General features: G+C 71.7%; 22 protein-coding genes. 10 read left to right on the top strand and 12 right to left on the bottom strand.

Annotated elements, in window-relative coordinates:
* The 4 genes from C7S10_RS00260 (at position 1) to C7S10_RS00245 (ending at position 4,701) form a co-directional block, all read left to right on the top strand.
* Positions 1-2,790 carry an FAD/NAD(P)-binding protein gene (locus C7S10_RS00260; RefSeq protein WP_108342421.1) on the top strand — a complete coding sequence of 930 codons (2,790 nt, stop codon included), beginning with the start codon at positions 1-3 and terminating at the stop codon, positions 2,788-2,790.
* Between the two features lie 185 nt (positions 2,791-2,975).
* A complete protein-coding gene (locus C7S10_RS00255; RefSeq protein ID WP_108342420.1) occupies positions 2,976-3,929 on the top strand; it encodes a hypothetical protein in 954 nt (317 codons plus the stop codon).
* 172 nt (positions 3,930-4,101) lie between these two features.
* On the top strand, positions 4,102-4,350 hold the full coding sequence (locus C7S10_RS00250) for a hypothetical protein (RefSeq protein ID WP_133176390.1): 249 nt from the start codon (positions 4,102-4,104) through the stop codon (positions 4,348-4,350).
* Positions 4,351-4,377: 27 nt separating this feature from the next.
* Entirely contained in the window at positions 4,378-4,701 is a 324-nt protein-coding gene (locus tag C7S10_RS00245; RefSeq protein WP_108342418.1) for a hypothetical protein, read from the top strand.
* Positions 4,702-5,154: 453 nt separating this feature from the next.
* Here the strand turns inward: C7S10_RS00245 and C7S10_RS00240 are convergent, their stop codons facing one another.
* Positions 5,155-6,852, bottom strand: a complete 1,698-nt coding sequence (locus tag C7S10_RS00240) for a fumarate hydratase (protein ID WP_108342417.1) — start codon at positions 6,850-6,852, stop codon at positions 5,155-5,157.
* 61 nt (positions 6,853-6,913) lie between these two features.
* Here C7S10_RS00240 and C7S10_RS00235 point away from each other — a divergent pair, with 61 nt between their 5' ends.
* Both C7S10_RS00235 and C7S10_RS00230 read left to right on the top strand, forming a co-directional pair.
* A complete protein-coding gene (locus C7S10_RS00235) occupies positions 6,914-7,987 on the top strand; it encodes an NAD(P)-binding domain-containing protein (protein ID WP_108342416.1) in 1,074 nt (357 codons plus the stop codon).
* A 101-nt stretch (positions 7,988-8,088) separates the two neighbouring features.
* Positions 8,089-8,346, top strand: coding sequence for a hypothetical protein (locus C7S10_RS00230; RefSeq protein ID WP_108342415.1), 258 nt, complete (start codon positions 8,089-8,091; stop codon positions 8,344-8,346).
* 36 nt (positions 8,347-8,382) lie between these two features.
* On the opposite strand, the gene C7S10_RS00225 is transcribed toward C7S10_RS00230, so the two are convergent.
* Positions 8,383-11,259 carry an ATP-binding protein gene (locus C7S10_RS00225; RefSeq protein WP_108342414.1) on the bottom strand — a complete coding sequence of 959 codons (2,877 nt, stop codon included), beginning with the start codon at positions 11,257-11,259 and terminating at the stop codon, positions 8,383-8,385.
* 90 nt (positions 11,260-11,349) lie between these two features.
* Between C7S10_RS00225 and C7S10_RS00220 the strand changes: the two genes are divergently transcribed.
* The 3 genes from C7S10_RS00220 to C7S10_RS00210 all read left to right on the top strand — a co-directional run bounded on the left by C7S10_RS00220 (position 11,350) and on the right by C7S10_RS00210 (position 14,993).
* The gene (locus C7S10_RS00220) at positions 11,350-11,982 is read left to right on the top strand and encodes a DUF1707 SHOCT-like domain-containing protein (RefSeq protein ID WP_165807006.1); all 633 of its coding nucleotides are present in this window, start codon (positions 11,350-11,352) and stop codon (positions 11,980-11,982) included.
* 29 nt (positions 11,983-12,011) lie between these two features.
* Positions 12,012-13,634 (top strand): glycoside hydrolase family 13 protein, encoded by a 1,623-nt coding sequence (locus tag C7S10_RS00215; protein ID WP_108342412.1) that lies wholly within the window; start codon positions 12,012-12,014, stop codon positions 13,632-13,634.
* Between the two features lie 276 nt (positions 13,635-13,910).
* Entirely contained in the window at positions 13,911-14,993 is a 1,083-nt protein-coding gene (locus tag C7S10_RS00210; protein ID WP_108342411.1) for an ABC transporter ATP-binding protein, read from the top strand.
* A gap of 76 nt (positions 14,994-15,069) precedes the next feature.
* On the opposite strand, the gene C7S10_RS00205 is transcribed toward C7S10_RS00210, so the two are convergent.
* From C7S10_RS00205 to C7S10_RS00185, 5 genes are all read right to left on the bottom strand, one after another.
* Positions 15,070-16,329, bottom strand: coding sequence for an ABC transporter ATP-binding protein (locus tag C7S10_RS00205; RefSeq protein ID WP_108342410.1), 1,260 nt, complete (start codon positions 16,327-16,329; stop codon positions 15,070-15,072).
* Positions 16,330-16,333: 4 nt separating this feature from the next.
* Positions 16,334-17,170 carry a carbohydrate ABC transporter permease gene (locus C7S10_RS00200; RefSeq protein ID WP_108342409.1) on the bottom strand — a complete coding sequence of 279 codons (837 nt, stop codon included), beginning with the start codon at positions 17,168-17,170 and terminating at the stop codon, positions 16,334-16,336.
* The gene (locus tag C7S10_RS00195) at positions 17,170-18,126 is read right to left on the bottom strand and encodes a carbohydrate ABC transporter permease (protein WP_243395124.1); all 957 of its coding nucleotides are present in this window, start codon (positions 18,124-18,126) and stop codon (positions 17,170-17,172) included. Before C7S10_RS00195 ends, C7S10_RS00200 begins: the two co-directional genes overlap by 1 nt.
* On the bottom strand, positions 18,123-19,412 hold the full coding sequence (locus tag C7S10_RS00190; RefSeq protein ID WP_108342407.1) for an extracellular solute-binding protein: 1,290 nt from the start codon (positions 19,410-19,412) through the stop codon (positions 18,123-18,125). Before C7S10_RS00190 ends, C7S10_RS00195 begins: the two co-directional genes overlap by 4 nt.
* 109 nt (positions 19,413-19,521) lie before the next feature.
* On the bottom strand, positions 19,522-20,469 hold the full coding sequence (locus C7S10_RS00185) for an alpha/beta fold hydrolase (protein WP_108342406.1): 948 nt from the start codon (positions 20,467-20,469) through the stop codon (positions 19,522-19,524).
* A 101-nt stretch (positions 20,470-20,570) separates the two neighbouring features.
* On the opposite strand from C7S10_RS00185, the gene C7S10_RS00180 reads away from it, so the two are divergent.
* Positions 20,571-21,401, top strand: coding sequence for an esterase/lipase family protein (locus tag C7S10_RS00180; protein WP_165807005.1), 831 nt, complete (start codon positions 20,571-20,573; stop codon positions 21,399-21,401).
* Here the strand turns inward: C7S10_RS00180 and glpX are convergent.
* The 5 genes from glpX to C7S10_RS00155 are packed head-to-tail and all read right to left on the bottom strand — an operon-like array spanning position 21,366 to position 25,426.
* Positions 21,366-22,367 carry a class II fructose-bisphosphatase gene (glpX, locus tag C7S10_RS00175; protein WP_207769174.1) on the bottom strand — a complete coding sequence of 334 codons (1,002 nt, stop codon included), beginning with the start codon at positions 22,365-22,367 and terminating at the stop codon, positions 21,366-21,368. The genes C7S10_RS00180 and glpX overlap by 36 nt on opposite strands.
* Before the next feature lie 10 nt (positions 22,368-22,377).
* Positions 22,378-23,355 (bottom strand): sulfate/molybdate ABC transporter ATP-binding protein, encoded by a 978-nt coding sequence (locus tag C7S10_RS00170; protein WP_165807004.1) that lies wholly within the window; start codon positions 23,353-23,355, stop codon positions 22,378-22,380.
* The gene (gene modB / locus C7S10_RS00165; RefSeq protein WP_108342402.1) at positions 23,352-24,161 is read right to left on the bottom strand and encodes a molybdate ABC transporter permease subunit; all 810 of its coding nucleotides are present in this window, start codon (positions 24,159-24,161) and stop codon (positions 23,352-23,354) included. Before modB ends, C7S10_RS00170 begins: the two co-directional genes overlap by 4 nt.
* Before the next feature lie 19 nt (positions 24,162-24,180).
* On the bottom strand, positions 24,181-24,978 hold the full coding sequence (gene modA, locus C7S10_RS00160) for a molybdate ABC transporter substrate-binding protein (protein WP_108342401.1): 798 nt from the start codon (positions 24,976-24,978) through the stop codon (positions 24,181-24,183).
* 55 nt (positions 24,979-25,033) lie between these two features.
* A complete protein-coding gene (locus C7S10_RS00155; RefSeq protein ID WP_108342400.1) occupies positions 25,034-25,426 on the bottom strand; it encodes a TOBE domain-containing protein in 393 nt (130 codons plus the stop codon).
* Positions 25,427-25,443 lie beyond the last annotated feature (17 nt).

The raw sequence follows: 25,443 nt of genomic DNA, 5'->3' as shown, positions 1-25,443 counted from the left end.
GTGTCCGAGTCCCTCAAGCGTCCGCAGGTCGTGGTGATCGGTGGCGGCGCCGCCGGCACCCTCGTCGCCATCCACCTGGCCCGCACCGCCCACCAGCGCGGCACCAGCGTCGACGTCGTCCTCGTCGACCCCGCCGATCGGGCCGGCCGCGGCACCGCCTTCGGCACCACCGACGACGAGCACCTCCTCAACGTCCCGGCCGCGGGCATGACCGCGCTGCCGCAGGACCCCGGACACTTCGTCGCGTGGCGGGCGCGCCAGGACCACGGGTCCTCGCCGGAGCCCGCGACGTTCGCGCCGCGCCGCCAGTTCGCGCGCTACCTCGACGAGACCCTCGCCGACGCCTTCGACATGGCGGCCGCCACGGCCTCCCTGCGCCACGTGCGGGCCCGCGCCGTCGGCGTCCGCCGCTCGTCCTCCGGCGCCACGGTCAGCCTGCACGACGGCCACGACCTCGACGCCGCCGCGGTCGTCGTCGCCACCGGCCTCCCCGCCGCCGGCCACGACTGGGCTCCGGAGGCGCTGCGGCGCTCGCCCTTCTTCGTCGCCGACCCCTGGGCGCCCGGCGCGCTCGACGTCGTACGCCGCGACGCGGCCGGTCCCGGCGACGTGCTGCTCGTCGGCGCCGGCCTGACGATGGTCGACGTCGTCCTCTCGCTGACGCGTCCCGGGGCGCGCGAGGACCGCCGGGTGCTCGCCGTGTCACGCACCGGCGAGCTCCCGGCCTCGCACGCCGACGAGCTCCAGCTCGCCGCCATCCCCGACGTCGAGGAGTGGGGGAGCACCCTCGCCGAGGTGCGGGCCGCCGCGCACGAGCACGTCGACCGGGTCCGCGAGGCCGGCGGCGACTGGCGTCCCGCGATGGACGGCCTCCGCTTCCGCGTCAGTGAGCTGTGGCAGCGCCTGTCGGAGGACGACCGCCTCTCCTTCCTCGCCTCGGAGGCGAGCGACTGGAACCGCGTCCGGCACCGGATGCCCCCGTCGTCGGCGGCCGTCCTCCGCTCGCTGACCAGCGTCGACCGGCTCCGTCAGCGCGCCGCCTCGGTCGTCGACGCCTCCCCGCTGCCGACCGGCGGGCTGCACGTGACGCTGTCCGACGGCTCCGGCCACGACGTCGGCTGGGTGGTCAACTGCACCGGTCCTGCCCTCGACGTACGCCTCCTCGGCCACCCGCTCGTGGACGACCTCCTCACCCCTCGCGGCGGCGTCTCGCTGGCGCAGGCGGCCACCGCCGGGATGGGCTTCCGCACGCGCGACGGCCGGCTGCTCGACTCGACCGGACGCGCCGACGCCCCGGTGTGGACCCTCGGCGCGCTGCGTCGCGGTGAGCTGTGGGAGTCGACGGCCGTCCCGGAGATCCGCTCGCAGGCGCTCGGCCTCGCCGTCAGCGTGCTCGACGCCGTCGCGCCGCTGCCACGTCGGCTCGAGGACGGCCGCCTGGTCAGCGGCCACCACCCCGTCGCCCGACCGCGCGACCCGCTCGGGCTGCCCCTGTCGGCGACCGCCGAGGCCGCGTCGTTCTACAACGCCGGCATCGAGAAGGTCATGCGCCTCCAGTCCGGCGGCGAGGACCTGCTCCGCGAGGCCGCCGCCCTCGATCCCGACTTCGCGCTGGCGCACGCCGCCCTGGCGATGCTCGGCCACGAGGCCGGCGCCGCCACCGACGTGGCTGCGTCGCTCCAGGCCGCCCGGCGGGGCGTGCTCAAGCGGGGTGACGAGCGCGAGCGCAGCCTGGTCGACGTGATCGGCCGCCGCGTCGACGACGCCCGGCACGAGGGCGCCAAGGCACTGATGAACCACATCGCGCACCACCCGCGCGACGTCCTCGCGGTCTCCGCCGCCGTACCCACCATCGCGTTCTCCGGTGTCACCGACATCCAGCAGGAGGCGTGGGACCTCGTCGACGGGCTGGCTCCGGCGTACGGCGACCACTGGTGGTACATCTCCCTCCAGGCCTTCACCCGACAGGACCAGGGCCGCTTCGACGAGGCCGGCCTGCTCGCCGAGAGCGCGCTCTTCTGCGAGCCGTCCTCCGGGCACGCGGTGCACGCGCAGACGCACGTGATGTACGAGACCGGCAAGCACGAGGGCGGGCGCGTGTGGCTCGACCACTGGGTCGCGGAGAGCGGCCGCTCGGCCTCGCACCGCGCCCACTTCTCCTGGCACGCCGCCCTGCACGACCTCGCCCTCGGGGACACCGAGGCCGTGCGCCAGCGCTACTACAGCCAGCTCGCGCCGCCGACCGTCACCGGCGTCCGTGCGCTCATCGACTCGGCCTCGCTGCTGTGGCGCTGGCGGATCACGACGTCGTCGTGGCCGGTCGACGCTGCCTCCGCGGAGAGCGCCCCGCCGCCGGTCGAGTGCGTCATCGACGCCGCCGGGCCCGACCTGATCGACCGCCCGGAGACGCCGTTCGTGGCGATGCACTCGGCGCTGGCGCTGGCCGCCGCGGGCGACCTGCCCCGGCTCGCGCAGCTGCGGGCGTGGTGCGCCGCGTCGTCCGACCCGACGATGTCGGCCACCGTCGCGTCGCTGTGCACGGCCCTGCTGTCGGCCGGCGAGGGTGAGTGGGCCGCCGCGGCCGCGACCCTGACCGAGCTGCTGCCGACCCTGGTCCGCGTCGGGGGCTCGGCCGCCCAGCGCGAGGTCGTGGAGGAGACGCTCCTCTTCGCGCTGGTCAGCTCCGAGCAGCCCGCCCTCGCCCTCGAGCTGCTCGACGGGCGTCTCGACCGCCGGCCCTCCCCGCTCGACGCCCGTCGGCGCGGGTCGCTCGTCGGCGTACGCGCCTAGGGCCGCTTCGTCGGACGTCGCTCGGGACGTCCCACGTCCCGGTCGCCCGGGCAGCCCCCTCGTCGGACGTCCCGGCTGACGTCCGACGACGTGGTCGCCACATCGTCGGACGCAGGCCGCTGCCGCTGTCCACAAGTCCGGATGAGGGTCTGGTACGCCGCTGCGCGACCCCGCAGGCTCGGTGCATGGACCTCGACGACCCGGCCGTCCTGCGGCGTCGCCGCCTGGTGACAGCGGCGCGCCTGGCAGAGCAGCAGGGCGGGGTCGTCTCCCGCCCGCAGCTCCTCGAGCTGTCGGTGACGCGCTCCCAGATCCGCGCCAACATCGCGGCCCGGCGGTGGCAGAAGGTGGAGACCCAGGTGGTGGCCCTGCACGCCGGTCCCCTCTCGACCGAAGGCGTGCAGTGGGCGGCCGTCCTCGAAGCCGGCCCACGCGCGGTGCTGGACGGCGAAACGGCACTGATCGCCTCGGGGCTGCGAGGCTTCGACGAGGAGACCCTGCGGATCTCGGTGCCACGCAACGCAAGACGCAGGCGCGGGAGGGGGCTGAACATCCACCAGACTCGGCGCTACAGCGCGGACGACGTGGCACCGACCGGTGTCCCACGCACGAAGCCCGACGTCGCGGCCGTCCGGGGAGCGCTCTGGGCGCGGTCCGACAAGCAGGCGGTGCTGATCATGACGATGGCGGTGCAGCAAGGACTGACGACCGCGGAACGACTCGGGATCGAGGCCCTGCGCATCCGTCGTGATCGGCGTCGGCGGCTGGTGCACGCGACGATCCTCGACCTCCTCGACGGCGTGCGCTCGATCAGCGAGCACGAGTTCGCGAGTGCCTGCCGCGCGCGAGGTCTCCCTGCGCCGAGCCGGCAGGTTCGTCGCAGGACGAGGGACGGCCGCTACTACCTCGACGTCTACTGGGACGACTGGGGTGTCGTCGTCGAGATCGACGGCATCCAGCACGGCTGGGTGCAGAACGCCGTGTCCGACGCGCTCAGGCACAACGACGTGGCCCTCACCGATGCCCTGGTGCTGCGGCTGCCACTCCTTGGCCTGCGCGTCGCCGCCGACGACTTCTTCGACCAGATCATCGACGCGCTGCGCTCGCGGGGATGCCCGCACCTGGACCGCATCGCCTGACCTGCGCGCGCCGACGCGTCGGCGTACGTGCGACGATCCGGCGACCTCCTCGTCGGACGTCGAGCGGGACGTCCGACGGTTCGGTCGCCGGGGCGACCACTCCGTCGGACGTTCCCGAGGCGATCTGGCCGATCGCGTCCGGGGATTCTTCATGCGGGTTACGGTCCCGCACGTGCGCTCCCTCGTCGTCCTGGCCGGTCTCCTCCTGCTCGCCGGCTGCGCCGACGACCAGGGCGGGGGTGGTGAGCGCACGGAGCAGTCCGAGGCGTGCTCCCTGCTGTCGGACGTCGAGGTCGAGGACCTGGCTGGTCAGGAGATCACAGCGCGCCGGGACGAGGGGATCGGTGAGCTACCCGGGTGCGCCTACCGGGTGGGGGACGCGGGCGTCGTGCAGGTCGTCCAGGTTCGCGCCAGGCAGTAGTCCGATGAGCTGCCGGCGCTGCTCGACGTGGCCGAGCAGTCCGGGCTGCTCGACGACCCGGGCAGCCGTGCCAAGATCGCCGCTGCGCGCGAGCAGCTCGTTGACGGGTTCGACGACGAGCAGGCCTGCGCGACGTTCTCGGACCTGCTGGAGCTCCAGGGTCTGCCGGACGATTCGCACCAGACCGTGAACATCGTGCCCAGCCGCGAGGATCCGCAAGCCGTGAGCGGACAGTCGTGCATCGCTGGCACCTACACCTCGGTGGCCCTGCACTCCGACAGCCTGGAGGACCTGGATGCCGCGGGGGTCAGGGTGTTGACAGCTCTGACTGCCGCGACCGGCGGACGGTGACCGTGCACGGTTGATCAGGCCTGCCGCTGACGGGGTTCGAGGGACGTCCGACGATCCGGCGACCACCTCGTCGGACGTCGAGCGGGACGTCCGACGAGGTGGTCGCCCGGACAGCCGGGTCGTCGGACGTCCCGGCGGACGTCCGACACCCTGTCGTCGTGGGCCGCAGGGGGAGGTACGCCGCTCGCCGCGACGCCGGCGGCCGCGCATGAGCACCCGCCACCACCCGCGGAGGGCGAGGTCGATCACCGCGAACGGCACGGGGTGGACCACGAGGGCGACGAGTCAGTGCCGGGTCGGCGACGTACGGAAGGGTGTCGGAGCGGTCCGGGGGAGACCCACAGGGTCAGGGTGTCCCCGACGGAGTGCTCCGGGGAGCCGCACACCGACCGCGCCGGCCAGCGGCCAGCGGCCAGCCCCAGTGGGGCAGCCACCTCGCCGCGGTCATGTCGGCTACTTCTCCGCCGAGCGCACCCTGATCCCCGAGAGTGGCACGTTGACGGCGCCGGAGGGGTCGGTGAAGAAGTCGTTGCCCTTGTCGTCGACGACGATGAAGGCCGGGAAGTCCTCGACCTCGATCTTCCAGACGGCCTCCATGCCGAGCTCCTCGTACTCCAGCACCGACACCGAGGTGATGCAGTCCTGGGCGAGGCGGGCGGCCGGACCGCCGATGGAGCCGAGGTAGAAGCCGCCGTTGGTGTCGCACGACTCGGTGACGACCTTCGAGCGGTTGCCCTTCGCGAGCATCACCATCGACCCGCCGGCGGCCTGGAACTGCGCGACGTACGAGTCCATGCGCCCGGCCGTCGTCGGCCCGAACGACCCGGACGCCATCCCGGCCGGGGTCTTCGCCGGTCCGGCGTAGTAGACCGGATGGTCCTTGAGGTAGGACGGCATCTCCTCGCCGCCGTCGAGGCGCTCCTTGATCTTCGCGTGCGCGATGTCGCGGGCGACGACCAGCGGGCCGGTCAGCGAGAGCCGCGTCTTCACCGGGTGGCGGGACAGCTCTTCCAGGATCGACGGCATCGGCTGCGACAGGTCGATCTTGACGACCTCGCCGGCCGAGATCTCGTCGGAGACGCCGGCGGTCGGCATGTAGTGCGCGGGGTCGGTCTCGAGCTGCTCGAGGAAGACGCCCTCGGCGGTGATCTTGCCCAACGCCTGCCGGTCGGCGGAGCACGAGACCGCGATCGCGACGGGGCAGGAGGCGCCGTGGCGGGGGAGGCGGACGACGCGGACGTCGTGGCAGAAGTACTTCCCGCCGAACTGCGCGCCGATCCCGAACGACTGCGTCAGCTTGAAGACCTCCTCCTCGAGCTCGAGGTCGCGGAACCCGTGGGCGCTCATCGAGCCGGACGTCGGCAGGTCGTCGAGGTAGTGCGCCGACGCGTACTTCGCTGTCTTGAGGGCGTACTCCGCGCTGGTGCCGCCGACGACGACGGCGAGGTGGTACGGCGGGCACGCGGCCGTGCCGAGCGAGCGGATCTTCTCGTCGAGGTAGCTCAGCAGCCGGTCGGGGTTGAGGATCGCCTTCGTCTCCTGGAAGAGGAACGACTTGTTGGCCGAGCCGCCGCCCTTGGCCATGAAGAGGAACTTGTACTCCGGACCCTTCGGCCCCTGCTCCATCGAGTACAGCTCCACCTGCGCGGGCAGGTTGGTGCCGGTGTTCTTCTCCTCGAACATCGTCAGCGGCGCGAGCTGCGAGTAGCGCAGGTTGAGCTTGGTGTAGGCGTCCTTGACCCCGTTGCTGATCGCCTCTGCGTCGTTGACGCCGGTGAGCACGCCCTCGGACTTCTTGCCCATCACGATCGCCGTACCCGTGTCCTGGCACATCGGCAGCACGCCGCCGGCCGAGATGTTGACGTTCTTGAGCAGGTCGAGCGCGACGAAGCGGTCGTTGCCGCTGGACTCGGGGTCGTCGATGATCTTGCGCAGCTGGGCAAGGTGGGCCGGGCGCAGGTAGTGGCTGATGTCGTGCATCGCCTCGGCGGTCAGCCGCCGGATCGCCTCGGGATCGACCCGCAGGAAGGTCTGACCCTCCGCCTCGAAGGTGCTCACGCCCTCGGTCGTCACCAGCCTGTACGGCGTCTCGTCGGTGCCGTTCGATCCGTGGCTGGGGAGGATGTCGGAGTAGGGGATCTCGTCGCTCACGAAACGTCAGGGTACGCCGCTGGGCGGGGCATACCCGACGCAGCCCGGGCGTTGGGCCGGTGTGCAGATCCTCGACTCGGTGGTCATCGGCGCCGGCCAGGCCGGCCTCTCCGCCTCGCGCCACCTCGCCCGCCGCGACATCGAGCACGTGGTGCTCGACGCCAACGAACGGCCCGGCGGCGCGTGGCAGCACCGGTGGGACTCGCTGAGCATGGACGACGTCCACGGGGTCGCCGACCTGCCCGACGCGACCGCACCGGTGCGGTCCGACCAACGCGCCAACGAGGTCGTGCCGACCTACTTCGCCGACTACGAGCGCCGCTTCGAGCTGCCCGTCATCCGCCCGGTCGTCGTCGATCGCGTGACCGACGAGGACGACCTGCTCGTCGTGCACGCGGGCGATCGGACCTGGCGCACCCGCACCCTGGTCAACGCGACCGGCACCTGGACCCAGCCCTTCGTCCCGCACTACCCCGGCATCGAGACCTTCGCCGGCGAACAGCTGCACACCGTCGACTACCCGGGCCCGGAGCACTTCGCCGGCCGCCGCGTGGTGGTCGTCGGTGGCGGAGCCAGCGCCGTGCAGTTCCTCGGCGAGCTGGCCCCGGTCACCGACACCCTGTGGGTCACCCGCCGCGAGCCCGTGTGGCGCACCGGCGACTTCGCGCCCGAGGCCGGTCTGGCGGCCGTCACCCTGGTCGCGGACCGCGTCCGCCGCGGTCTCCCGCCGGCGAGCGTCGTCAGCGTCACCGGGCTGTCCCTGCGTCCGCAGGAGCGCGAGGCCGAGCGGCTGGGCGCCTACCGGCGCCGTCCCATGTTCGCGAGCATCGAGCCGGGTGGCGTGCGGTGGTCGGACGGGACCTTCGAGCCGGTCGACGTCATCCTCTGGGCCACGGGGTTCCGGCCCGCTGTCGCGCACCTCGCCCCGCTGCCCCTCCACTCGGCGCGCGGCGGGATCCAGCTGGACGTCGGCGGCTCGGTGCAGAGCGCCGTGACCGCCGTGCTCGACCGGCGGGTCCAGCTCGTCGGCTACGGCCCCTCGGCCAGCACCATCGGCGCCAACCGTGCCGGACGGGCGGCGGCGATCGCCGTACAACGCTGGCTGGCGTCGGTCGAGGACGGCCTCAGCGCCTAGCTGTCCACTTCCGTCAACCCCCGTCAACCGGGGGTCTGACGCGCCAACTCTGGGACGACCACCCGCCGACGTCCACGGCGGACCAACCCAGGGGAGTCACCATGAACACCACCGCATTCCGCCGGGCCGGCGCCATCGCCGGAGCCGCCGTCTTCACCATCGCCATGACCAGCAGCACCGCACCGGCCACGGCGGGGACCAGCGACGAGGGCCACGACCGTCCCTGCTTCATGATCCGCTCGCCGTGGAACAACGCCGAAGGCCCGCAGCCGACCTGCCCGACGGGTCGGTTCGAGACGTCCGAGCCCGCAGCGGCTCGGCCCGTCCCCGTCGCGCGGATCGCCGACTTCATGCCGTGAGGAGGGCGCCGTCCCCCTGCGGGGCCAGCCGCGCGATCAACGGCCCTCGCGGGTCGCCACGATCGCCCGGCTGAGGGGGACGTGCTCGCGGGAGTCGGTGGCCGCGCGTGCCAGGAGGCGCGCGGCCACCGTTCCTCGGCCCTCACGGAGCGCCGCCTGCGCACCTCGCCACCGGCAGTACGCCGCGTCGTGCGGTCGGCGCAGCCGGCCCCAGTGCTCGGCCGCCTTCGCCCACGGCGCCACCGTGTCCCCGCCGGACAGCCGGTCGATCTCCGCGCGCCACGTGGCCGCGAGGGCAGGACGGTCGGCGGGACCCCGCTCCGCGAAGGGATCACGCGCGCAGCGTGCGAGCAGCACGCTCAGTCGCTCAGCCAGGGCGGCGTCCGGCGCGGACGCGGCCGACGCCGCCCGGACCAGGACCGGCGCCAGGTCCCGTGACGCCTCGGTGGGTGCGAGTGCCTCGCCCGTGCTCAGCAGCCGACGCAGGGCATCGCCGGCGCGACCCGTCCACGTCTCGACCTCGGCCAGGGTCTCCCCGAGCTCGATCTGATCCTGGGCCGACGACCACTCGAGCGAGTCCAGTGCGTCGACGAGGTCTCGCGCATCCGCCGCGCGCCCCTGCAGCATCGCCAGCGCCGCCCGCTCGAACTGGAGCAGGTTCTCGAGCCGCCCGCGTATCGGTTCGCCGGTGGACAGAAGGTCCGCGGCGTCGCCGACCCGTCCTGCGCGCCGGAGTGCGAGCGCCATGTTGAAGCGCAGGACGAGGACGGACAGGGTGTCGAGCCCCCATGCGTCGGCGGCCGCAAGCCCCCACCTGCCGGCCGACAGGACGTCCTCCACGTCCCCACCGGTGAGCATCAGCGCATCCTGGAGTGCGCCCGCGACCATCACGTCCCCGCGGGGGTCCATCCCCTCGACCGGCACCGCGCGTGCCTCGTCCAGGCGCTGGAGTGCCAACCGGTGCCGACCGTGGAGCACATCGATCCAGGACTGCATCGCCAGCAACCTGCGAGTCCCGCGGAGGTCGTGGGACGTCCTCGCCACCTCAAGGCCGTGCGACAGCGCCGATGCAGCCTCCTCTGCCCGGCCCAGCTGCCGCATCACGCAGGCCAGCACGAACAGCGCGCGCCCGTGGCCCTCCGTCGGTGGGCCGGCCTCGTAGATGTCGAGCGCTCCGTGGATCAGCGCGAGTCCGCGATCCACCTCACCCTCCTCGACCAGGTAGTTCCCCATCCGCTGCTGCAACTCGGCGGCCTCGGACGGTGCCAAGTCTGGGATCAGGGCCTCCGCGTCTGCGATCAGCATGAGGGCATGCTCGTGCGTGACACCGCCGATGATGTCGAGCGCGGCCAGGAGAGCGTCGTAGCGTCGGGTGGCGTCGTCGCCCGCGGTGGCGGCGCCTTGCGGCCAGAGCTCGATCGCGCGCACCCACTGCCGGACCTCGTGGCGCAGCGCGATCCGGTCGTGCGCGGCCCGAGCGGCCCGGATCCGCCAGGTCAGCTCTTCGTCCGGTCGTCCGGCAGCTCGCCAGTGGTGGGCGACCTCGGCCGGGACTGGATCTGGTGACTCGGCGAGGGCACGGGCGAGGCCCGCGTGCTGCTCCTCGCGCTCGCCGACCATGGTGCGTCGTTGGATCGCCTCGGCCAGGAGCGGGTGGCGCACGGTAACGGCACTTTCGGACACCGTGGCGAGCAGGTGCCGTTCGCCGAGCACGCGCAACGCGTCCGTCACCTCCCTGGGGTCGAGCCCGGTCCCCGTCGCGATGACTGCGCTGGTCAGGGGCCGTTCGGCCACGCCCAGGACTCGGGCTGCGACCCACGTCGGTCCCGTCAGCTGCCCGAGGCGTGTGTCGAGGAGGTCCGAGAGCAGCCTGGGCACGGTGTCGGCGTCCGGGCTCTCGGCGGCAAGCTGCTCGGTGAAGAGGGGCAGGCCGCGCGTGCGGGCGTACGTGGCCTCGACCTCGGGCACGGTGGGCTCCCGCCCGGTCAACAGCGCCATCTGGTGGCCCGTCTCCTCGGCGGACAACGCTTCCAGGGCCAGCGTCGACACGGTTGCCATCCGCCGTACGCGGGTGAACCACTCGGCATTGGCGGGGGCGACGGACACGTCATCGAGGCGCCAGGTCCCCACGACCGGCACGGTTGGTCCGGTGAGCAGGTGCTCCCACAGCTCGAGGGTTGCGGTGTCGGCCCAGTGCAGGTCCTCGAGCACGACAGCCAACGCGCGGCGCGATGCCAGAGCCTCCAGCACCAGCCGAACGGCGACACCGACCACCTGGTTGGGGGAGTCGTCGGGCGCGGCGGTGGGGGTGGTTGTGAGCTCGGGCAGCAGCCGCGTGAGGATCTCCGTCGTCCACGGCGGGCACCCGTCGACTGCGGCGCGCCACCAGCCGTCGCCGCCGTCCGATCGCAGAACGGAGCGCAGCAGGTCGGCGACCGGCATCAGCGGGACGGCCGACGACAGCGGCAGGCAGTGTCCGGTAGCGATGAACGTGTCGGTCTTCTGCGTCGCGGCGTCGACGAGGGTCGTCTTGCCCATGCCGGCCTCGCCGGTGACGAGGAGGAGTCCGGTGCCGGTCTCGAGGTGTCGTCGTACGGCGCTGAGCTCGGCCCTCCGCCCGGCGATGCGTGGGGTGGGGGCCGGGTCGTCGGGACCCGTCGAGGACGCGGCGAGCCAGAGGTCGTGGAAGGCGGTGGTGTCGCCGTCCATCGTCTCGACGAGGAGCTCGAGGGTGCCCCAGCTCGGCAGCGCGGTGGCGGAGAACGCCTTGGAGACGGTGGTGTGGGAGACGCCGGTCTGCTTGCCGAGGGTGCGCAGGGAGGGCCAGCCGGCGCGGTGGTGGAGGTCGTGCAGGGCATCGTTGAGGTCGCGGTGCGCGCCGGCGGGCAGCGCCGGCCGTGGCAGTGCACTCATCGCGCCCTCCGTGGTGTCATCGTCAGGATGCTCCGGTCGCGGCGGCGGTGTCCACGGGGTTGCTGTGCGCGGCCATCTAGGGTGAGCGTCATGGGTGAGCTGGAGGGACACGACCCCGGGAGCATGCGGATCTCCGACGCCGACCGTCACAAGGTCGCCGAGGTCCTGCGCGAGGCCGCGGGACAGGGCCGACTCGACCTCGACGAGCTCGACGAGCGACTCGAGCTGGCGTTCAAGGCCAAGACGTACGCCGACCTGGTCCCGATCACGGCCGACCTGCACGCCGCGCCGACGACCGGGGTCCCCGTGCCCCGCCCGGCGGCCGGGATGCCGGCCGTGCCCGGGCACGCGAGCTCGATGGCGATCATGGGCGACTGCAAGCGCCGAGGCGTCTGGCAGGTGCCCGAGCACCACTCTGCCTTCGCGCTGATGGGCAGCGTCCTGGTCGACCTGCGCGAGGCCACCTTGAGCAGCCGTGAGACGACCATCAACGCCAGCGCGATCATGGGCGAGGTCAAGGTCGTCGTGCCCGCCCACGTCAACGTGATCGTCGACGGCACCCCGATCATGGGCGACTACGGCCAGGGCAAGGACAAGGTCCCGGCCGCGATCGGCCCCGACTCACCGACGGTCCGGGTCAAGGGGATCTCGCTGATGGGCAGCGTCAGCGTCACCCGGCTGCCTCCTCCGGGCACGCCGAGGAAGATCATCGGCACCTACTGACGGAGCCGTCGCTCTGACAGGCTGGGGCCATGTCGCAGTCGACCGATGACCAGTGGTGGCGCGAGGCCGTCGTCTACCAGTGCTACATCCGTTCCTTCGCCGACGGGAACGGCGACGGGATCGGTGACATCGCGGGGCTGCGGGCCCGGATCCCCCATCTCGTGGACCTCGGCGTCGACGCGGTGTGGATCAACCCGTGGTATCCCTCGCCGCAGCACGACGCCGGCTACGACGTCGCCGACTACCGCGACATCGAGCCCAGCTACGGCACCCTCGCCGAGGCGGACGAGCTGCTCGCCGCCCTGAAGGCGGCGGGCCTGCGGGTCTTCCTCGACATCGTCCCCAACCACACCTCCGACGACCACCCGTGGTTCCAGGCGGCGCTGGGCGGCGACGAGGCCGCCCGGGCCCGCTACATCTTCCGCCCGGGCGCGGGCGACGGGTCGCTCCCGCCCAACAACTGGCAGTCCAGCTTCGGTGGACCCGCGTGGAGCCGGCTGCCGAACGGCGAGTGGTACCTCCACCTGTTCGCGCCCGAGCAGCCCGACGTCGACTGGACCAACCCGGAGGTGGTGGCCGAGTTCGAGGACGTGCTGCGCTTCTGGTTCGACCGTGGCGTCGACGGCTTCCGCATCGACGTGGCGCACGGGCTGGCCAAGACGCCGGGGCTGCCCGACGCCGACGAGCATGGCCTGGTGTCCCACAACGCGCCGCACCCCGCGTGGGACCACGACGCCGTGCACGAGATCTACCGCAGGTGGCGCCGGGTGGCCGACTCCTACTACCCACCCCGCATCTTCGTCGCCGAGGCGTGGGTCGCCGACAGCGCCCGACTCGGGCACTACCTGCGCCCCGACGAGCTCCACACCGCCTTCCAGTTCGACTTCATGCGCGCACCGTTCCGCGCGCCGGTGATGCGGGCGATCGTCGAGGAGTCCCTGGCCCAGTCGGCCGAGCTCGACACCCCGTCCACCTGGGTGCTCTCCAACCACGACGTCGTCCGGCAGGTCACCCGCTTCAGCCGGCCGCAGGCCGACGGGATGCGCGAGGCCGTGCAGGACCGTCAGCGCTTCGCCGTCGAGGCGCCCGACAACGCCCTGGGGGAGCGGCGGGCCCGGGCCGCGATCCTGGCCGTCCTCGCCCTGCCCGGCACCGCCTACCTCTACCAGGGTGAGGAGCTCGGGCTCGCGGAGTTCGAGCAGCTGCCCGACGAGCGGCGCCAGGACCCGGTCTTCGTGCAGACCGCGGGTGCCGACCCCGGTCGCGACGGCTGCCGGGTGCCGCTGCCGTGGAGCGGTGACGCAGCGCCGTACGGCTTCGGCGACGTGACCCCGGACCGGACCTGGCTCCCGCAGCCCGACGACTGGGCGCCGTTCACCGCCGAGGCGCAGGACGGCGACCCCGCCTCGACCCTCGAGCTCTACCGACGCGCGCTGCGGCTGCGTCGTGAGCGTCTCGTCGGGCAGCCGGACTTCGCGTGGGTCGAGGCCGGCGACGACGTGCTCGCCTTCCGGCGCGGGGGAGTCGAGTGCTGGGTCAACACCGGCACCTCGGCGGTCGCGCTCCCCGAGCACGAGCTGCTCGTGGCTTCCGACCCCGGCGTCGGCGCTGAGCTGCCGGCCGACACGGGCGCCTGGTTCGTACGCCGCTGAGCGGGCCTCGCGACGTCGGCTCGACGTGCGCCAGCGCGACCGGGAAGATCGACGTGACCTGCACCACACCGGAGGCCTCGATCCGGCTACTCTACGAAGCCCCGGCCGGCTCGCCATCGAGAGCCAGCCCGCGCGGGCGACCCGAGCCCGGTGAGGAGTGGCCCCTGACCCGCCCGTGAGTGCGCGACCCCATCCCACACTCCGCGGGCCCCTGGCACCGCGGAACTGCTTCACAACGGATCGTCCGGCACGTACCTGCCGGTGAAGGAGACAACGATGGCAACAGTTTCGTTCGAGAAGGCGCAACGCTGGTATCCAGGCGCCGACGAGCCGGCCGTGCCCGGCATCGACCTCGAGATCAAGGACGGCGAGTTCATGGTGCTCGTCGGTCCGTCCGGTTGTGGCAAGTCCACGACCCTGCGCATGCTCGCCGGTCTCGAGGAGGTGAACGACGGCACGATCCGCATCGGCGACCGTGACGTCACCAAGCTCCCGCCCAAGGACCGCGACATCGCGATGGTCTTCCAGAACTACGCGCTCTACCCGCACATGACGGTCGAGGACAACATGGCCTTCTCGCTGCGGATGGCGAAGGTGTCGGCCGACGAGCGCAAGAAGCGCGTCGCCGAGGCGGCGGAGATCCTCGGCCTCACCGAGTATCTCCAGCGCAAGCCGAAGGCGCTCTCGGGTGGTCAGCGCCAGCGCGTCGCGATGGGTCGCGCGATCGTCCGCAACCCGCAGGTGTTCTGCATGGACGAGCCGCTGTCCAACCTCGACGCCAAGATGCGCGTGCAGACCCGCACCGACATCGCCCGGCTGCAGCAGGACCTCGGAGTCACCACCGTCTACGTCACGCACGACCAGGTCGAGGCGATGACGATGGGCGACCGGGTCGCGGTGATGAAGCTCGGTGTCCTCCAGCAGGTCGACACCCCGCTGCGGCTCTACGACAAGCCGGTCAACCTGTTCGTGGCGGGCTTCATCGGCTCGCCGCAGATGAACCTGCTCGAGGGCACCGCCGTCGACGGCCAGGTCAGCGTCGGTGGCTACAAGGTCCCCGTCGACCCGACGGCCGAGCGCAAGATGGACGGCAAGGTCACCGTCGGCGTGCGTCCCGAGAACTGGCGCCTCGTCTCCGAGTCGGAGGGCGGGCTCCCGGTGCGCGTCACCGTCGTCGAGGAGCTCGGCGCCGACAGCTTCGTCTACGGCACCTCCGACGTGGAGGGGGTGCCCTCCAACGTGATCATCCGCGTCGTCGGGCGCCACCAGCCGACCAAGGGTGAGACGCTCCACGTCACCACCGACCCGCAGCACGTCCACGTGTTCGACACGGAGACGGGCGAGCGGCTCTCCGACTGACGCAGCAGCACGACACGGCACGAGGCGCCGTCCACCCCGTGGTGGACGGCGCCTCGTGTGGCGTACGGCGCTGGGCTCAGGCCTCGTCGGCCGAGTGGATCTCCTCGCCCTCGTCGGCCATCGCCTCGGCCTTCGCCATGCCGCTCGGGTCCTCCCGACCGTGGATCCGCCCCGCACGCGCCTCGTCGACCGTGAGGTTCTCACCGGTCGAGGGGTCGAACAGGTGGATCTTGCGGGCGTCGACCCAGATCTCCGCCTCGTCGCCCTCGGCGATGCGGCTGGCGCCGTCGAGGGAGATCACCAGCTGCGTGCGCATCGACTCGCCGTCGAGGTCCTTCTCCAGCTGCGTGAGCTGGGCCTGGACCTCGGGCGGCGCCTCGAACGGGATGTAGGCGTAGGCCTCGTTGCCGAGCCACTCGACGACGTCCACGCGGGCACTGAACGTCGAGCCCGCCGTCGGCGAGTCCTTCACCGATGCGTCCTCGAAGTGCTCGGGCCGGATGCCGGCGATGAGCAGTCCCTTGCCCTGGGCCCTCTTGGCCTTCTCCTCGGAGATGGTGACGGTCCCGAACGGGAGCTTGACGGAGGTCCCGTCGACCTCGGCGGGCAGGAAGTTCATCGGCGGGGAGCCGATGAAACCGGCCACGAAGAGGTTGCCCGGGTTCTCGTAGAGCTCGCGCGGCGAGGCGAGCTGCTGGAGCACGCCTCGCTTCATCACCGCGACCCGGTCGCCGAGCGTCATGGCCTCCGTCTGGTCGTGCGTGACGTAGACCGTGGTGATGCCCAGACGCTTCTGCAGCCGCGAGATCTCGGTGCGCATCTGCCCACGCAGCTTGGCGTCGAGGTTGGACAGCGGCTCGTCGAAGAGGAACGCGTCCGCGTCGCGCACGATCGCGCGGCCCATCGCCACCCGCTGGCGCTGACCACCCGACAGGTTGCCGGGCTTGCGCTCGAGGTGCTCGTCGAGCTCCAGCGTCTTCGACGCCTCGCGCACCTTCTGGTCGATCTCGCTCTCCGGGGCTCCGGCGAGCCGGAGCGGGAAGGCGATGTTCTCGTAGACCGTCAGGTGCGGGTAGAGCGCGTAGTTCTGGAACACCATCGCGAGGTTGCGATCGCGCGGCGCCAGGTCGTTGACGCGCTTGTCCCCGATCATCATGTCGCCGGTGGTGATGTCCTCCAGTCCGACGATCATCCGCAGCAGGGTGGACTTCCCGCAGCCCGACGGGCCGACGAGGATCATGAACTCCCCGTCCTGCACGTCGATGCTGACGTCGTTCACCGCTGGGAAGCCGTCGCCGTACTTCTTGACGATGTTCTTCATGTCGATGGCAGCCATTGGATCAACCCTTCACTGCGCCGGAGGTCAGGCCGGCGACGATCTTGCGCTGGAAAAGCAGGACGATGATGATCACGGGGATCGTGACGATGACCGAGGCCGTCGCCAGTTGTGCGTACGGCGGGTTGAACGGGTCCGGTCCCACGAAGAACGACATCTGGGCCGGCACCGTCCGCGACGACGTCGTCGACGTCAACGAGATCGCGAGCACGAACTCGTTCCAGGCGAAGAAGAACGTCAGGATCGCCGCGGTGAACACACCGGGTGCGGCGAGCGGGACGATCACCTTGCGGAACGCCTGCCACGACGTGGCTCCGTCGACCTGGGCCGCCTGCTCCATCTCCCACGGGATCTCGCGGAAGAAGGCCGAGAGCGTCCAGATCGCCAACGGCAGCGTGAACGTCATGTAGGGGATGATCAGGCCCGGCCAGGTGTTGAACAGGCCGAACGTGCGCCACATGTCGAACAGCGGCCCCACCAGCGACACCACCGGGAACATCGCGATGGCCAGCGCCATCGAGAGCACCAGGCGCTTGCCCTTGAACTCCAACCGGGCGATGGCGTACGCCGCCAGCGTCGCCAGGATGACGGAGAGGACCGTCGCGATCAGCGAGATGCTGAAGGAGTTGATCAGCGCCCGGGTGAAGTCGCCGTTGTCGAGGATCTCCCCGTAGTTGCCGGTGGTGAAGTCCTTCGGCAGGAACTGCGGGCTGCCCGCCGTGGTCTCCTCGAGCGACTTGAACGAGAGCGAGACGATCCACGCCACGGGGAGCAGGCACCACACGAGGATCAGCACGAAGCCGACCCAGGTGCCGATCCCGGTCTTGGTCTTGGTTGCCATCAGCCCTCACCCCTCGCCTGTGCCAGGTCGACCTTGAACAGCTTCACGATCCCGAACGCCAGCAGCAGCACGGTCAGGAAGAGCAGCACCGAGAGCGCCGACCCCATCCCGAGCTGCATCTGCTCGATGACTTGTCGGTAGGTCAGGAACGACGACGACTCCGTCTCCTGCGCCCCTCGCGTCATCACGAAGATGTTGTCGAAGATGCGGAAGGCGTCGAGGGCGCGGAACAGGACGGCCACCATGATCGCGGCCTTCATGTTCGGCAGGATCACCTTGAACAGCCGCTGGGTCCAGGTGGCCCCGTCGACCTCGGCGGCCTCGAGCATGTCCTCGGAGACCTGCGAGAGGCCGGCGAGGAGCAGCAGCGCCATGAACGGCGTCGTCTTCCAGATCTCCGAGACCATGATCGCGAACATCGCCGGCCAGTGGTCGCCGTACCAGTTGGTGTCCTCGGCTATCCACGGCAACCACGAGAACCACGAGTTCACGAAGCCGTTGTTGAGCGAGAAGGCGAACTGCCAGGCGAAGGCCGAGACGACCGTGATGATGCCGTAGGGGATGAGGATCGAGGTCCGCATCAGCCCGCGGGCGATCATGATCTTGTGCATCACCATCGCGAACGCGAAGCCGATGACCAGCTCCACCGCGACGGTGATCACCATGATCAGCACGGTGTTCCAGGTGTCCTGCCAGAACAGCGAGTCGGTCAGGATCGTGCCGTAGTTGCCGAGCCCCACGAACTCGCGGTCGTCCGGCGTGGTGAGCCGGTAGCGGAACAGCGAGAGGTAGAGCGCCTGCAGCATCGGGTAGGCGGTCACCAGGATCATCAGGACGACAGCCGGGGCGACCAGGCGTTGGCCCAGCCGGTTCTCGGCGACGGCGCGGTCACTGGAGGCGGCGCGGGCCCTCTCCTCGGCGACCTTGTCGGACTGCGGTGCGGTCACTGCGCTCACAACAACCTCCCTCCCTTGATGATGTCGTCGATGAAGGAGCGCGACTTGGCGGGAGTGTCGGCATCGACACTCGACGGCGGGTGCCAGGTGCTCTGCAGCGAGCTGGAGATGTCGGACCAGTACGGGGTCACCGACCGCGGTGCCGCGGCGTCGACGCTGTCCTGGAACAGCTGCAGCAGGTCGGGCGGGAAGAGGTCGGCGAGCGCGGGGTACTCATAGCCCTCCGCGCTGGCCGGCATGTTGCCCGTGATCTCGGCGTTGATGCCCTGGTTCTCCGGGGAGACGAGGCACTCGGCCGCGGCCAGCGCGTCCTCCTTGTCATCGGAGCTGTCGCTGACGCCGATGCCGATCCCGCCGTACGGCGGACGCGACTCCTCACCCTCGACGGACTCGGGATACTTCGCGTAGCCGATGTCGTCGCCGAGGCGGTCGTCGCCGTAGTTGTTCCAGATGTAGGTCCAGTTGACCAGGAACGAGCCGGCGTCGGAGCCGAACGTCGATCCCGCGGTGCCTTCGTTGGACACCGACAGGTCGGCCGGCGCGGCCGGCGACGACGCGAGCTTCTCGATGATCCCGGCCGCGGTCTCGCCGGCCTGGCTGTCGATCGAGATGGTGGCGTCCGCGCCCTGGTCGGCGTCCTCGATGATCGAGCCGCCGGCACCGGAGATCAGGGCGTTGATCCACACGGAGTAGCCCTCGTACTTGTTGGCCTGCACCCCGATCTTGCCGCCGTTGTCGGACGCCGCGTCGATGATCTGGTCCCAGGTGACGGGCTGACTCATGTCGAGCCCGGCCTTCTCGACGAAGGACTTGCGATACCAGAGCACCTGGGTGTTGGACCAGAACGGGAAGGCCACGAGCTGGCCGTCCCACGTGGCCGCCGCGGTGGCGCCGTCGAAGGACTGCTCGGTGAGCCGGTCCTGCACGTCCTGCGGGATCTCCGCGAGGAAGCCCGCGTTGGCGAACTCCGCCGTGAACGGCGGGTCGAGGCTCATCAGGTCGATGGAGGGGTCGCCCGCAGCCAGGCGTCGGGCCAGCTGGATGCGCTGCTGGCCGGCGTCCTGGGGGAGGACCTGGGTGGTGACGGTGTAGTCGTCGGTCGAGCAGTTCTCCGCGACCGCGTCCTGGCCGCCGCTGTCGGGGTTGATGTACCAGATCAGCTCGGTCTTGTCGCCGCCGTCGCCCGAGCAGGCGGCCAGCGAGACGGCGCAGGTGATCGAGGCAGCGGCTGCCGTGATCCTGCGGATGGACTGACGCCGGAACCGGCGCCGTGAGGGACGGTGCATGCGTTCCTCCCTTATGTGGTTTGGATCACAACTAACGCCATTGGCCCGCAGTTGGCAAGTGCGCGACCACGCGGAGGGAGGAGAGCCAGCAGGGGCGCGGCCCGACAGGTCAGGCGCCGCCCGGCCGAGCCCGGTCCGCGGTGCGGCGGATGCCCTCGACGAACGAGTCGTAGAGCTCGGTCGGCAGGTCGTGGCCCATCCCGTCGACCAGCACCAGCTCGGCCCCGGGGATCGCCGACGCCGTCGCGCGCCCGCCGCTGACGTGCACCATCTTGTCGGCGAGGCCGTGGATCACCAGCGTCGGCAGGTGCAGCGTGCGCAGGCGCAGGGTCCGGTTGGGCTGCGTGAGGATCGCCATCATCTGCCGCAGGACGCCGCTCGCGGAGACCCCGCGGTCGAAGGTGTCCTCACCGCGCTTGCGCAGCACGTCGGCCTCGACCGGGAAGTCGGGCGAGCCGATCAGGCCCCACACCATCGAGTTGGTGGAGACGTAGGCCTCCTTGCCGCCGCGGCGCGGGGCGATCAGGGTCGGCAGCAGCGCGGGGCTCTGCCAGCCGACGGTGCGCCGGCCGGTGGTGGACATGATGCTGGTCAGCGAGAGCACGCGCGAGGGCGCCTCGATCGCCATGGTCTGCGCGATCATGCCGCCCATCGAGATGCCGGCGACGTGGGCGGCGTCGATGCCGAGGTGGTCGAGGAGGGCGAGGCCGTCGGCGGCCAGGTCGCTCACGGCGTACGGCGCACTGCCTCGTCCCGTCGTGAAGGCCCTCACCAGCTGGGCGCGCGTCACGCGCTGGCCGATCCGCGAGGACCGCCCGGTGTCGCGGTTGTCGTAGCGGATGACGAAGAAGCCGGCCTCGGCGAGCCGCGTGCAGAAGTCGTCGTCCCACCAGATCATCGGCCCGCCGAGCCCCATCACCAGCAGCAGCGGGTCGTCGTCGTCGGACCCGAAGGTCTGGTAGCAGATCTCCACGGAGGGGCTGACCGGGGCGAACAGCTCCTCCGAGACCCTCACGGCCGACGGGTCCTGGGGAGCGGTGGACGACGTGCGACTCATGGTCCGAGTCAACACGACGGACGGGCGCCGGCGGCACCGGGATGGGGTATTCGTGGGTCAAATGTCGGTGTGACATCCGGGTGACGGCTAGGTTCGGGACTGTGACGCCGACCACACTCGCCGACTTCTTGTTGCCTGACGGCTTCGAGCGTCCGCGCGTGCACGCCGTCCTGGGCGAGGGCCGGGTGATCGGCGAGGCCGGTCGCTACGCCCTGGAGGCGGTCCACCTGCGGGGCGAGCGGCGGCACACGCCGTACAGCCATCGCGCGACGGGGCGGGCGGAGGACCCGGTCATGCTGGTGCCGGGTTTCATGGCCGGCGACGGCACGCTCGCGCTGATGCGCCGCGCGCTGCAGCAGCAGGGACTGCGCACCTACCGCTCGCACATCCGGGCCAACGTCGGCTGCACCCTCGACGTCGCCGCTCAGATGGAGATGCGCCTCGAGTCGATCGCGGAGCGGCGCGGCAGCTTGGTCCGGATCGTCGGCCACAGCCTCGGCGGGATGCTCGCCCGCGGCGTGGCCGCGCGCCGGCCCGACCTGGTCTCGGGCCTGGTGACGATGGGGAGCCCGATGCTCGCCCCGGGCGCACACCACGTCAGCCTGTCGGCCAGCGTCGCGATGCTGGTGCGCCTCAGCCGTGCGGGGATCCCCGGGGTGATGGCCGAGGACTGCGTCTCGGGGACGTGCGCGCGACGGAGCTTCGACGACGGGCGAGCGCCGCTGGCCGACTCGGTCGACTTCACCGCCATCTACTCCCGACGCGACGGCATCGTCGACTGGCGCGCCTGCATCGACCCGCTCGCCACTCCGGTCGAGGTGCGCGCCTCCCACGTCGGGATGGCGATCGACCCGCGGGTGATCGCCGCCGTCACGGCGGCGCTGCGGCCGGCGTTCTCAGCGGTCGAAGTCGATCGCGGAGAAATCGCGTAGCTTCGAGAGCTGGTGCTCGCTGCTGATGCGGCGGATCGTGCCGCTGCGCGAGCGCATCACCAGGGAGTCGGTGGTGGCTCCGTTGGGCCGGTAGTGGACCCCGCGCATGAGCTCGCCGTCGGTGATGCCGGTGGCGACGAAGAAGCAGTCGTCGCCGGTGACGAGGTCGTCGGTGCCGAGCACGAAGTCCTGGTCGAGGTTGTGGCCCGCGTCGAGGGCGCGCTGGCGCTCGTCGTCGTCCTGCGGCCACAACCGCCCCTGGATCACGCCGCCGGTGCACTTCATCGCGCACGCCGCGATGATGCCCTCGGGGGTGCCCCCCACGCCGAGCAGGAGGTCGATGCCGGTGTCGGGTCGGGCGGCCATGATGGCGCCCGCCACGTCACCGTCGGCGATGTACTTGATGCGGGCGCCGGTCGCGCGGATCTCCTCCGCGAGCTGGGCGTGGCGGGGGCGGTCGAGGATCACGACGGTGACGTCGGAGACCGAGAGGCCCTTGGCCTTGGCGACGAGGCGGATGTTCTCGCCGACGGGCAGGCGGATGTCGACGACGTCGGCGGCCTCCGGGCCGGTGACGAGCTTCTCCATGTAGAAGACGGCGGAGGGGTCGTACATCGTGCCGCGCGGGGCGACGGCGAGCACCGAGATCGCGTTGTTCATGCCCTTCGCGGTCAGCGTGGTGCCGTCGATCGGGTCGACCGCCACGTCGCACTCCGGACCGGTGCCGTCGCCGACCTGCTCGCCGTTGTAGAGCATCGGGGCGTTGTCCTTCTCGCCCTCGCCGATCACCACGGTGCCGGTCATGCCGATGCTGGAGATCATCACCCGCATGGCGTTGACGGCGACCCCGTCGGCGTCGTTCTTGTCGCCGCGACCGACCCAGCGACCGGCCGCCATGGCGGCGGCCTCGGTCACCCGGACGAGCTCGAGGGCGAGGTTGCGGTCCGGCTTCGTCTGCGGGCTCATGGGGCGCATGCTAGCGGTCGTCGGGGTGGGCTGCGTACCTGCTCACGGCGGTGGCCTTGACCGAGAGCCAGACCTCCCGGCCGGGCGCGAGACCGAGCTCGGTCGCGGCCTGCGGGGTGACGTCGGCCAGCAGCGCGGGCTCTGAGTCGACGAGGAGGCGTACGGCGTCGCCGTGCTGCTGCGCGCTCGCGATCGAGCCGCTCCACCGCAGCCGCGCCGAGCCCTCGGGCCGGCGGAGGCTGACCGTGACGTCGCGCGGCGAGAAGGTCGTGAACTCCTCCGCGCCGCGGACGAGGTTGACCCCCACGAGCCGGGCGACGTGGTCGGTCGCCGGACGGGCGGCGACGTCCTGCGGGGTGCCGCGCTGGGCGACCGTGCCCCCGTCGAGCACCAGCACCTGGTCGGCCAGGGTCAGCGCGTCGATCGCCTCGTGGGTCACCAGGATCGCGACGCCGTCGAAGTCCGCGAGGTGCTGGGCGAGCTCGATGCGCAGCGCCATCGCCACGGTGACGTCGAGACCGGCGAAGGGCTCGTCGAGCAGCAGCAGGCGGGGCTCGGTGGCCAGGGCCCGGGCGATCGCCACTCGCTGCGCCTGGCCGCCGGAGAGCTCGCGCGGGCGCCGGTGGCCGAGGTGGCCCACGCCGAAGGTGTCCAGCAGACGTTGGGCCGCGGCGTCGGCCTCGCGTCGTGCCCGGCCGCGCGCGCGGGGTCCGAAGGCGACGTTGTCGAGGGCGGAGAGGTGCGGGAAGAGGAGCTGCCCCTGGAAGACGAGCCCGACCTCACGGTCGCGGGCGGGGAGCCGCAGCAGGTCGGTGCCGTCCAGGACCGCCGTGCCGTCTGCGGGCACGAGACCCGCCAGCGCGCGCACGAGCGACGACTTGCCGGCGCCGTTGGGGCCGATCACCGCGACCACGGTTCCCGGCCCGGCGTCGAGCCGCACGCTCGCCCGGCCCGGGACGGTCAGGTCGACGTGCAGGCCGGCCGTCACGGGGTGCCCAGCCAGCGGCCGCGGAGCAGGACGAGCACGGCGACCGAGACCACGAGCATCACGAGGCTCAGCGCGAGGGCCGCGTCCTGGTCGCTCTGGCGGGTGACGTAGATCAGCGTGGGCATCGTCTGGGTGCGGCCGGGGTAGTTGCCGTTGAAGGTGATGGTGGCGCCGAACTCCCCGAGCGACCGCGCCCACCCCAGCACCATGCCGGCCACGATGCCGGGCAGGGCCAACGGGACCGTCACACGTCGGAACGTCGTCCACCGGGTGGCGCCCAGCGTGGCGGCCGCACCGTCGAGCTCGGGGTCGGCCGTGCGCAGGGCGCCCTCGATCGCCAGGACCACGAAGGGCATCGAGACGAAGACGTGGGCCAGGACCACGCCCCAGGCGGTGAACGGGAACGCGAAGCCGGTCGCGTCGAGGAGGGGCGCGCCGACCAGGCCGGTGCGCCCGAACGCCGACCGGAGCGCGACGCCCGCGACGACGGGCGGCAGCACCATCGGCACGGTCACGAGCACGCGGACGAGCCCCCGGCCGCGGAACTGCACGCGGGCGAGCAGCCATGCGACCGGCAGCCCCAGCAGGAGGCTGACGAGCATCGCCGCGGTGGACGTCGTCAGGCTCAGCCACAGCGCGCGGCGCAGTGGGGCGGAGGCGAGGTCGTCCGGCAGGCTGGCCCAGTCGATCGCCGCGAGCATGGCGACCAGTGGGACCACGAGCAGGAGCAGCGCCACCACGGCGGGCGCCAGGAGCAGGAGGGGCGGTCGGCCCAGCGGGTCGGCGGCCCGGCCCGTCCTCGTCATCGGCGCCCCACCTGTGACCTCACGGCGCCCCGAAGCCGGCCGTCTCGAGGATGGCCTGGCCGTCGTCGGACACCACGAAGTCGACCCACTCCTGCGCGAGGTCGGCGTCCTCCGACTGGTCGAGCACGGTCGTGAAGTAGGATGTGACCTCGGAGTCGGCGCCCGGGATCGGCACGGCCGTCACCTCGTCGCCTGCGGCCACGGCGTCGGTCGCGTAGACCAGACCGGCGTCCGCCTCGCCGGAGACGACCTTGTCGAGGGTGGACCGGACGTCCTCCTCGAGGCTTGCCGGCTCGGCGGTGATGTCGTTGTCGGCCAGCACGGCCGCCGCGACCTTGCCGCAGGGTGCCTCGTCGGCGCAGCGCACCCAGGTCGCGCCGTCGAGGTCGTCGAGCGACTCGATGCCGGCCGGGTTGCCGGCGGGCGTGACGATCGTGAGCACGTTGGTCGCGAAGGTCTCGATGTCGCCGGTCACGTCGGCGTCCTCGGCGAGCGTCATCGACGTCTCGTCGGCCGTGGCGAGCACGTCGCCGGGCGCGCCGTCCGCCACCTGCTCGGCCAGGTCGGTGCTCGAGCCGAAGGAGAACTCCACCGTCGACCCCTCGTGGTCGGCCTCGAACTGGGTCGCGAGGTCGGCGAAGACGTCGGTCAGCGAGGCGGCGGCGAGGACCGTCAACGTGCCGGCACCGTCGCCGGCGCCGTCGGAGCTTGTGTCTCCCGCGTCGTCCTCGGAGCCGCAGGCCGCCAGCGAGGCGGAGAGGAGGACGGCCGTGGCCGCCAGGGTGATGCGGCGAGCCGCGGATCGGTGAGGAGTCATGGTCGCAGTGTGCCGCATGTGCGGGAGGAATGGGTCGATGCGTCCGTATCTGCGGTCACGGGGTCTCGATCACGACGTTGGTGGACTTCACCGACGCGATCGCGCGGACGCCGGGCGCCAGCCCGAGCTCGTCGGCCGCGTCGGCGCTCATCAGCGAGACCATCCGGCTGCTGCCGCACACCATCTCGACCTGTGCCATCACGGTGTCCTTCTTCACCCGGGTGACGATGCCCGGCAGCCGGTTGCGGGCGCTCACCGAGCTGGCGCGCGAGCGGTCACGGTCGGGCTCGTCGAGCAGTGACTCGGCCACGGCGGCGAGGTCGGTGCCCTCGATAACGGCGGGGCTCGAGCCGGTCGTCGTCAGCCGTCCGGCGTCCACCCAGCGGCGTACGGTGTCGTCGCTCACGCCCAGGATCTCGGCGGCCTCGGCGAGGCGGTAGGTCGTCATGGGCCCATTGTGTCGGC

This window comes from Nocardioides currus (genome assembly GCF_003057875.1).
Lineage (GTDB): Bacteria > Actinomycetota > Actinomycetes > Propionibacteriales > Nocardioidaceae > Nocardioides > Nocardioides currus.
The sequence above is the reverse complement of the archived record's forward strand: the minus strand, read 5'-3'. Positions and strand labels throughout refer to the sequence as shown.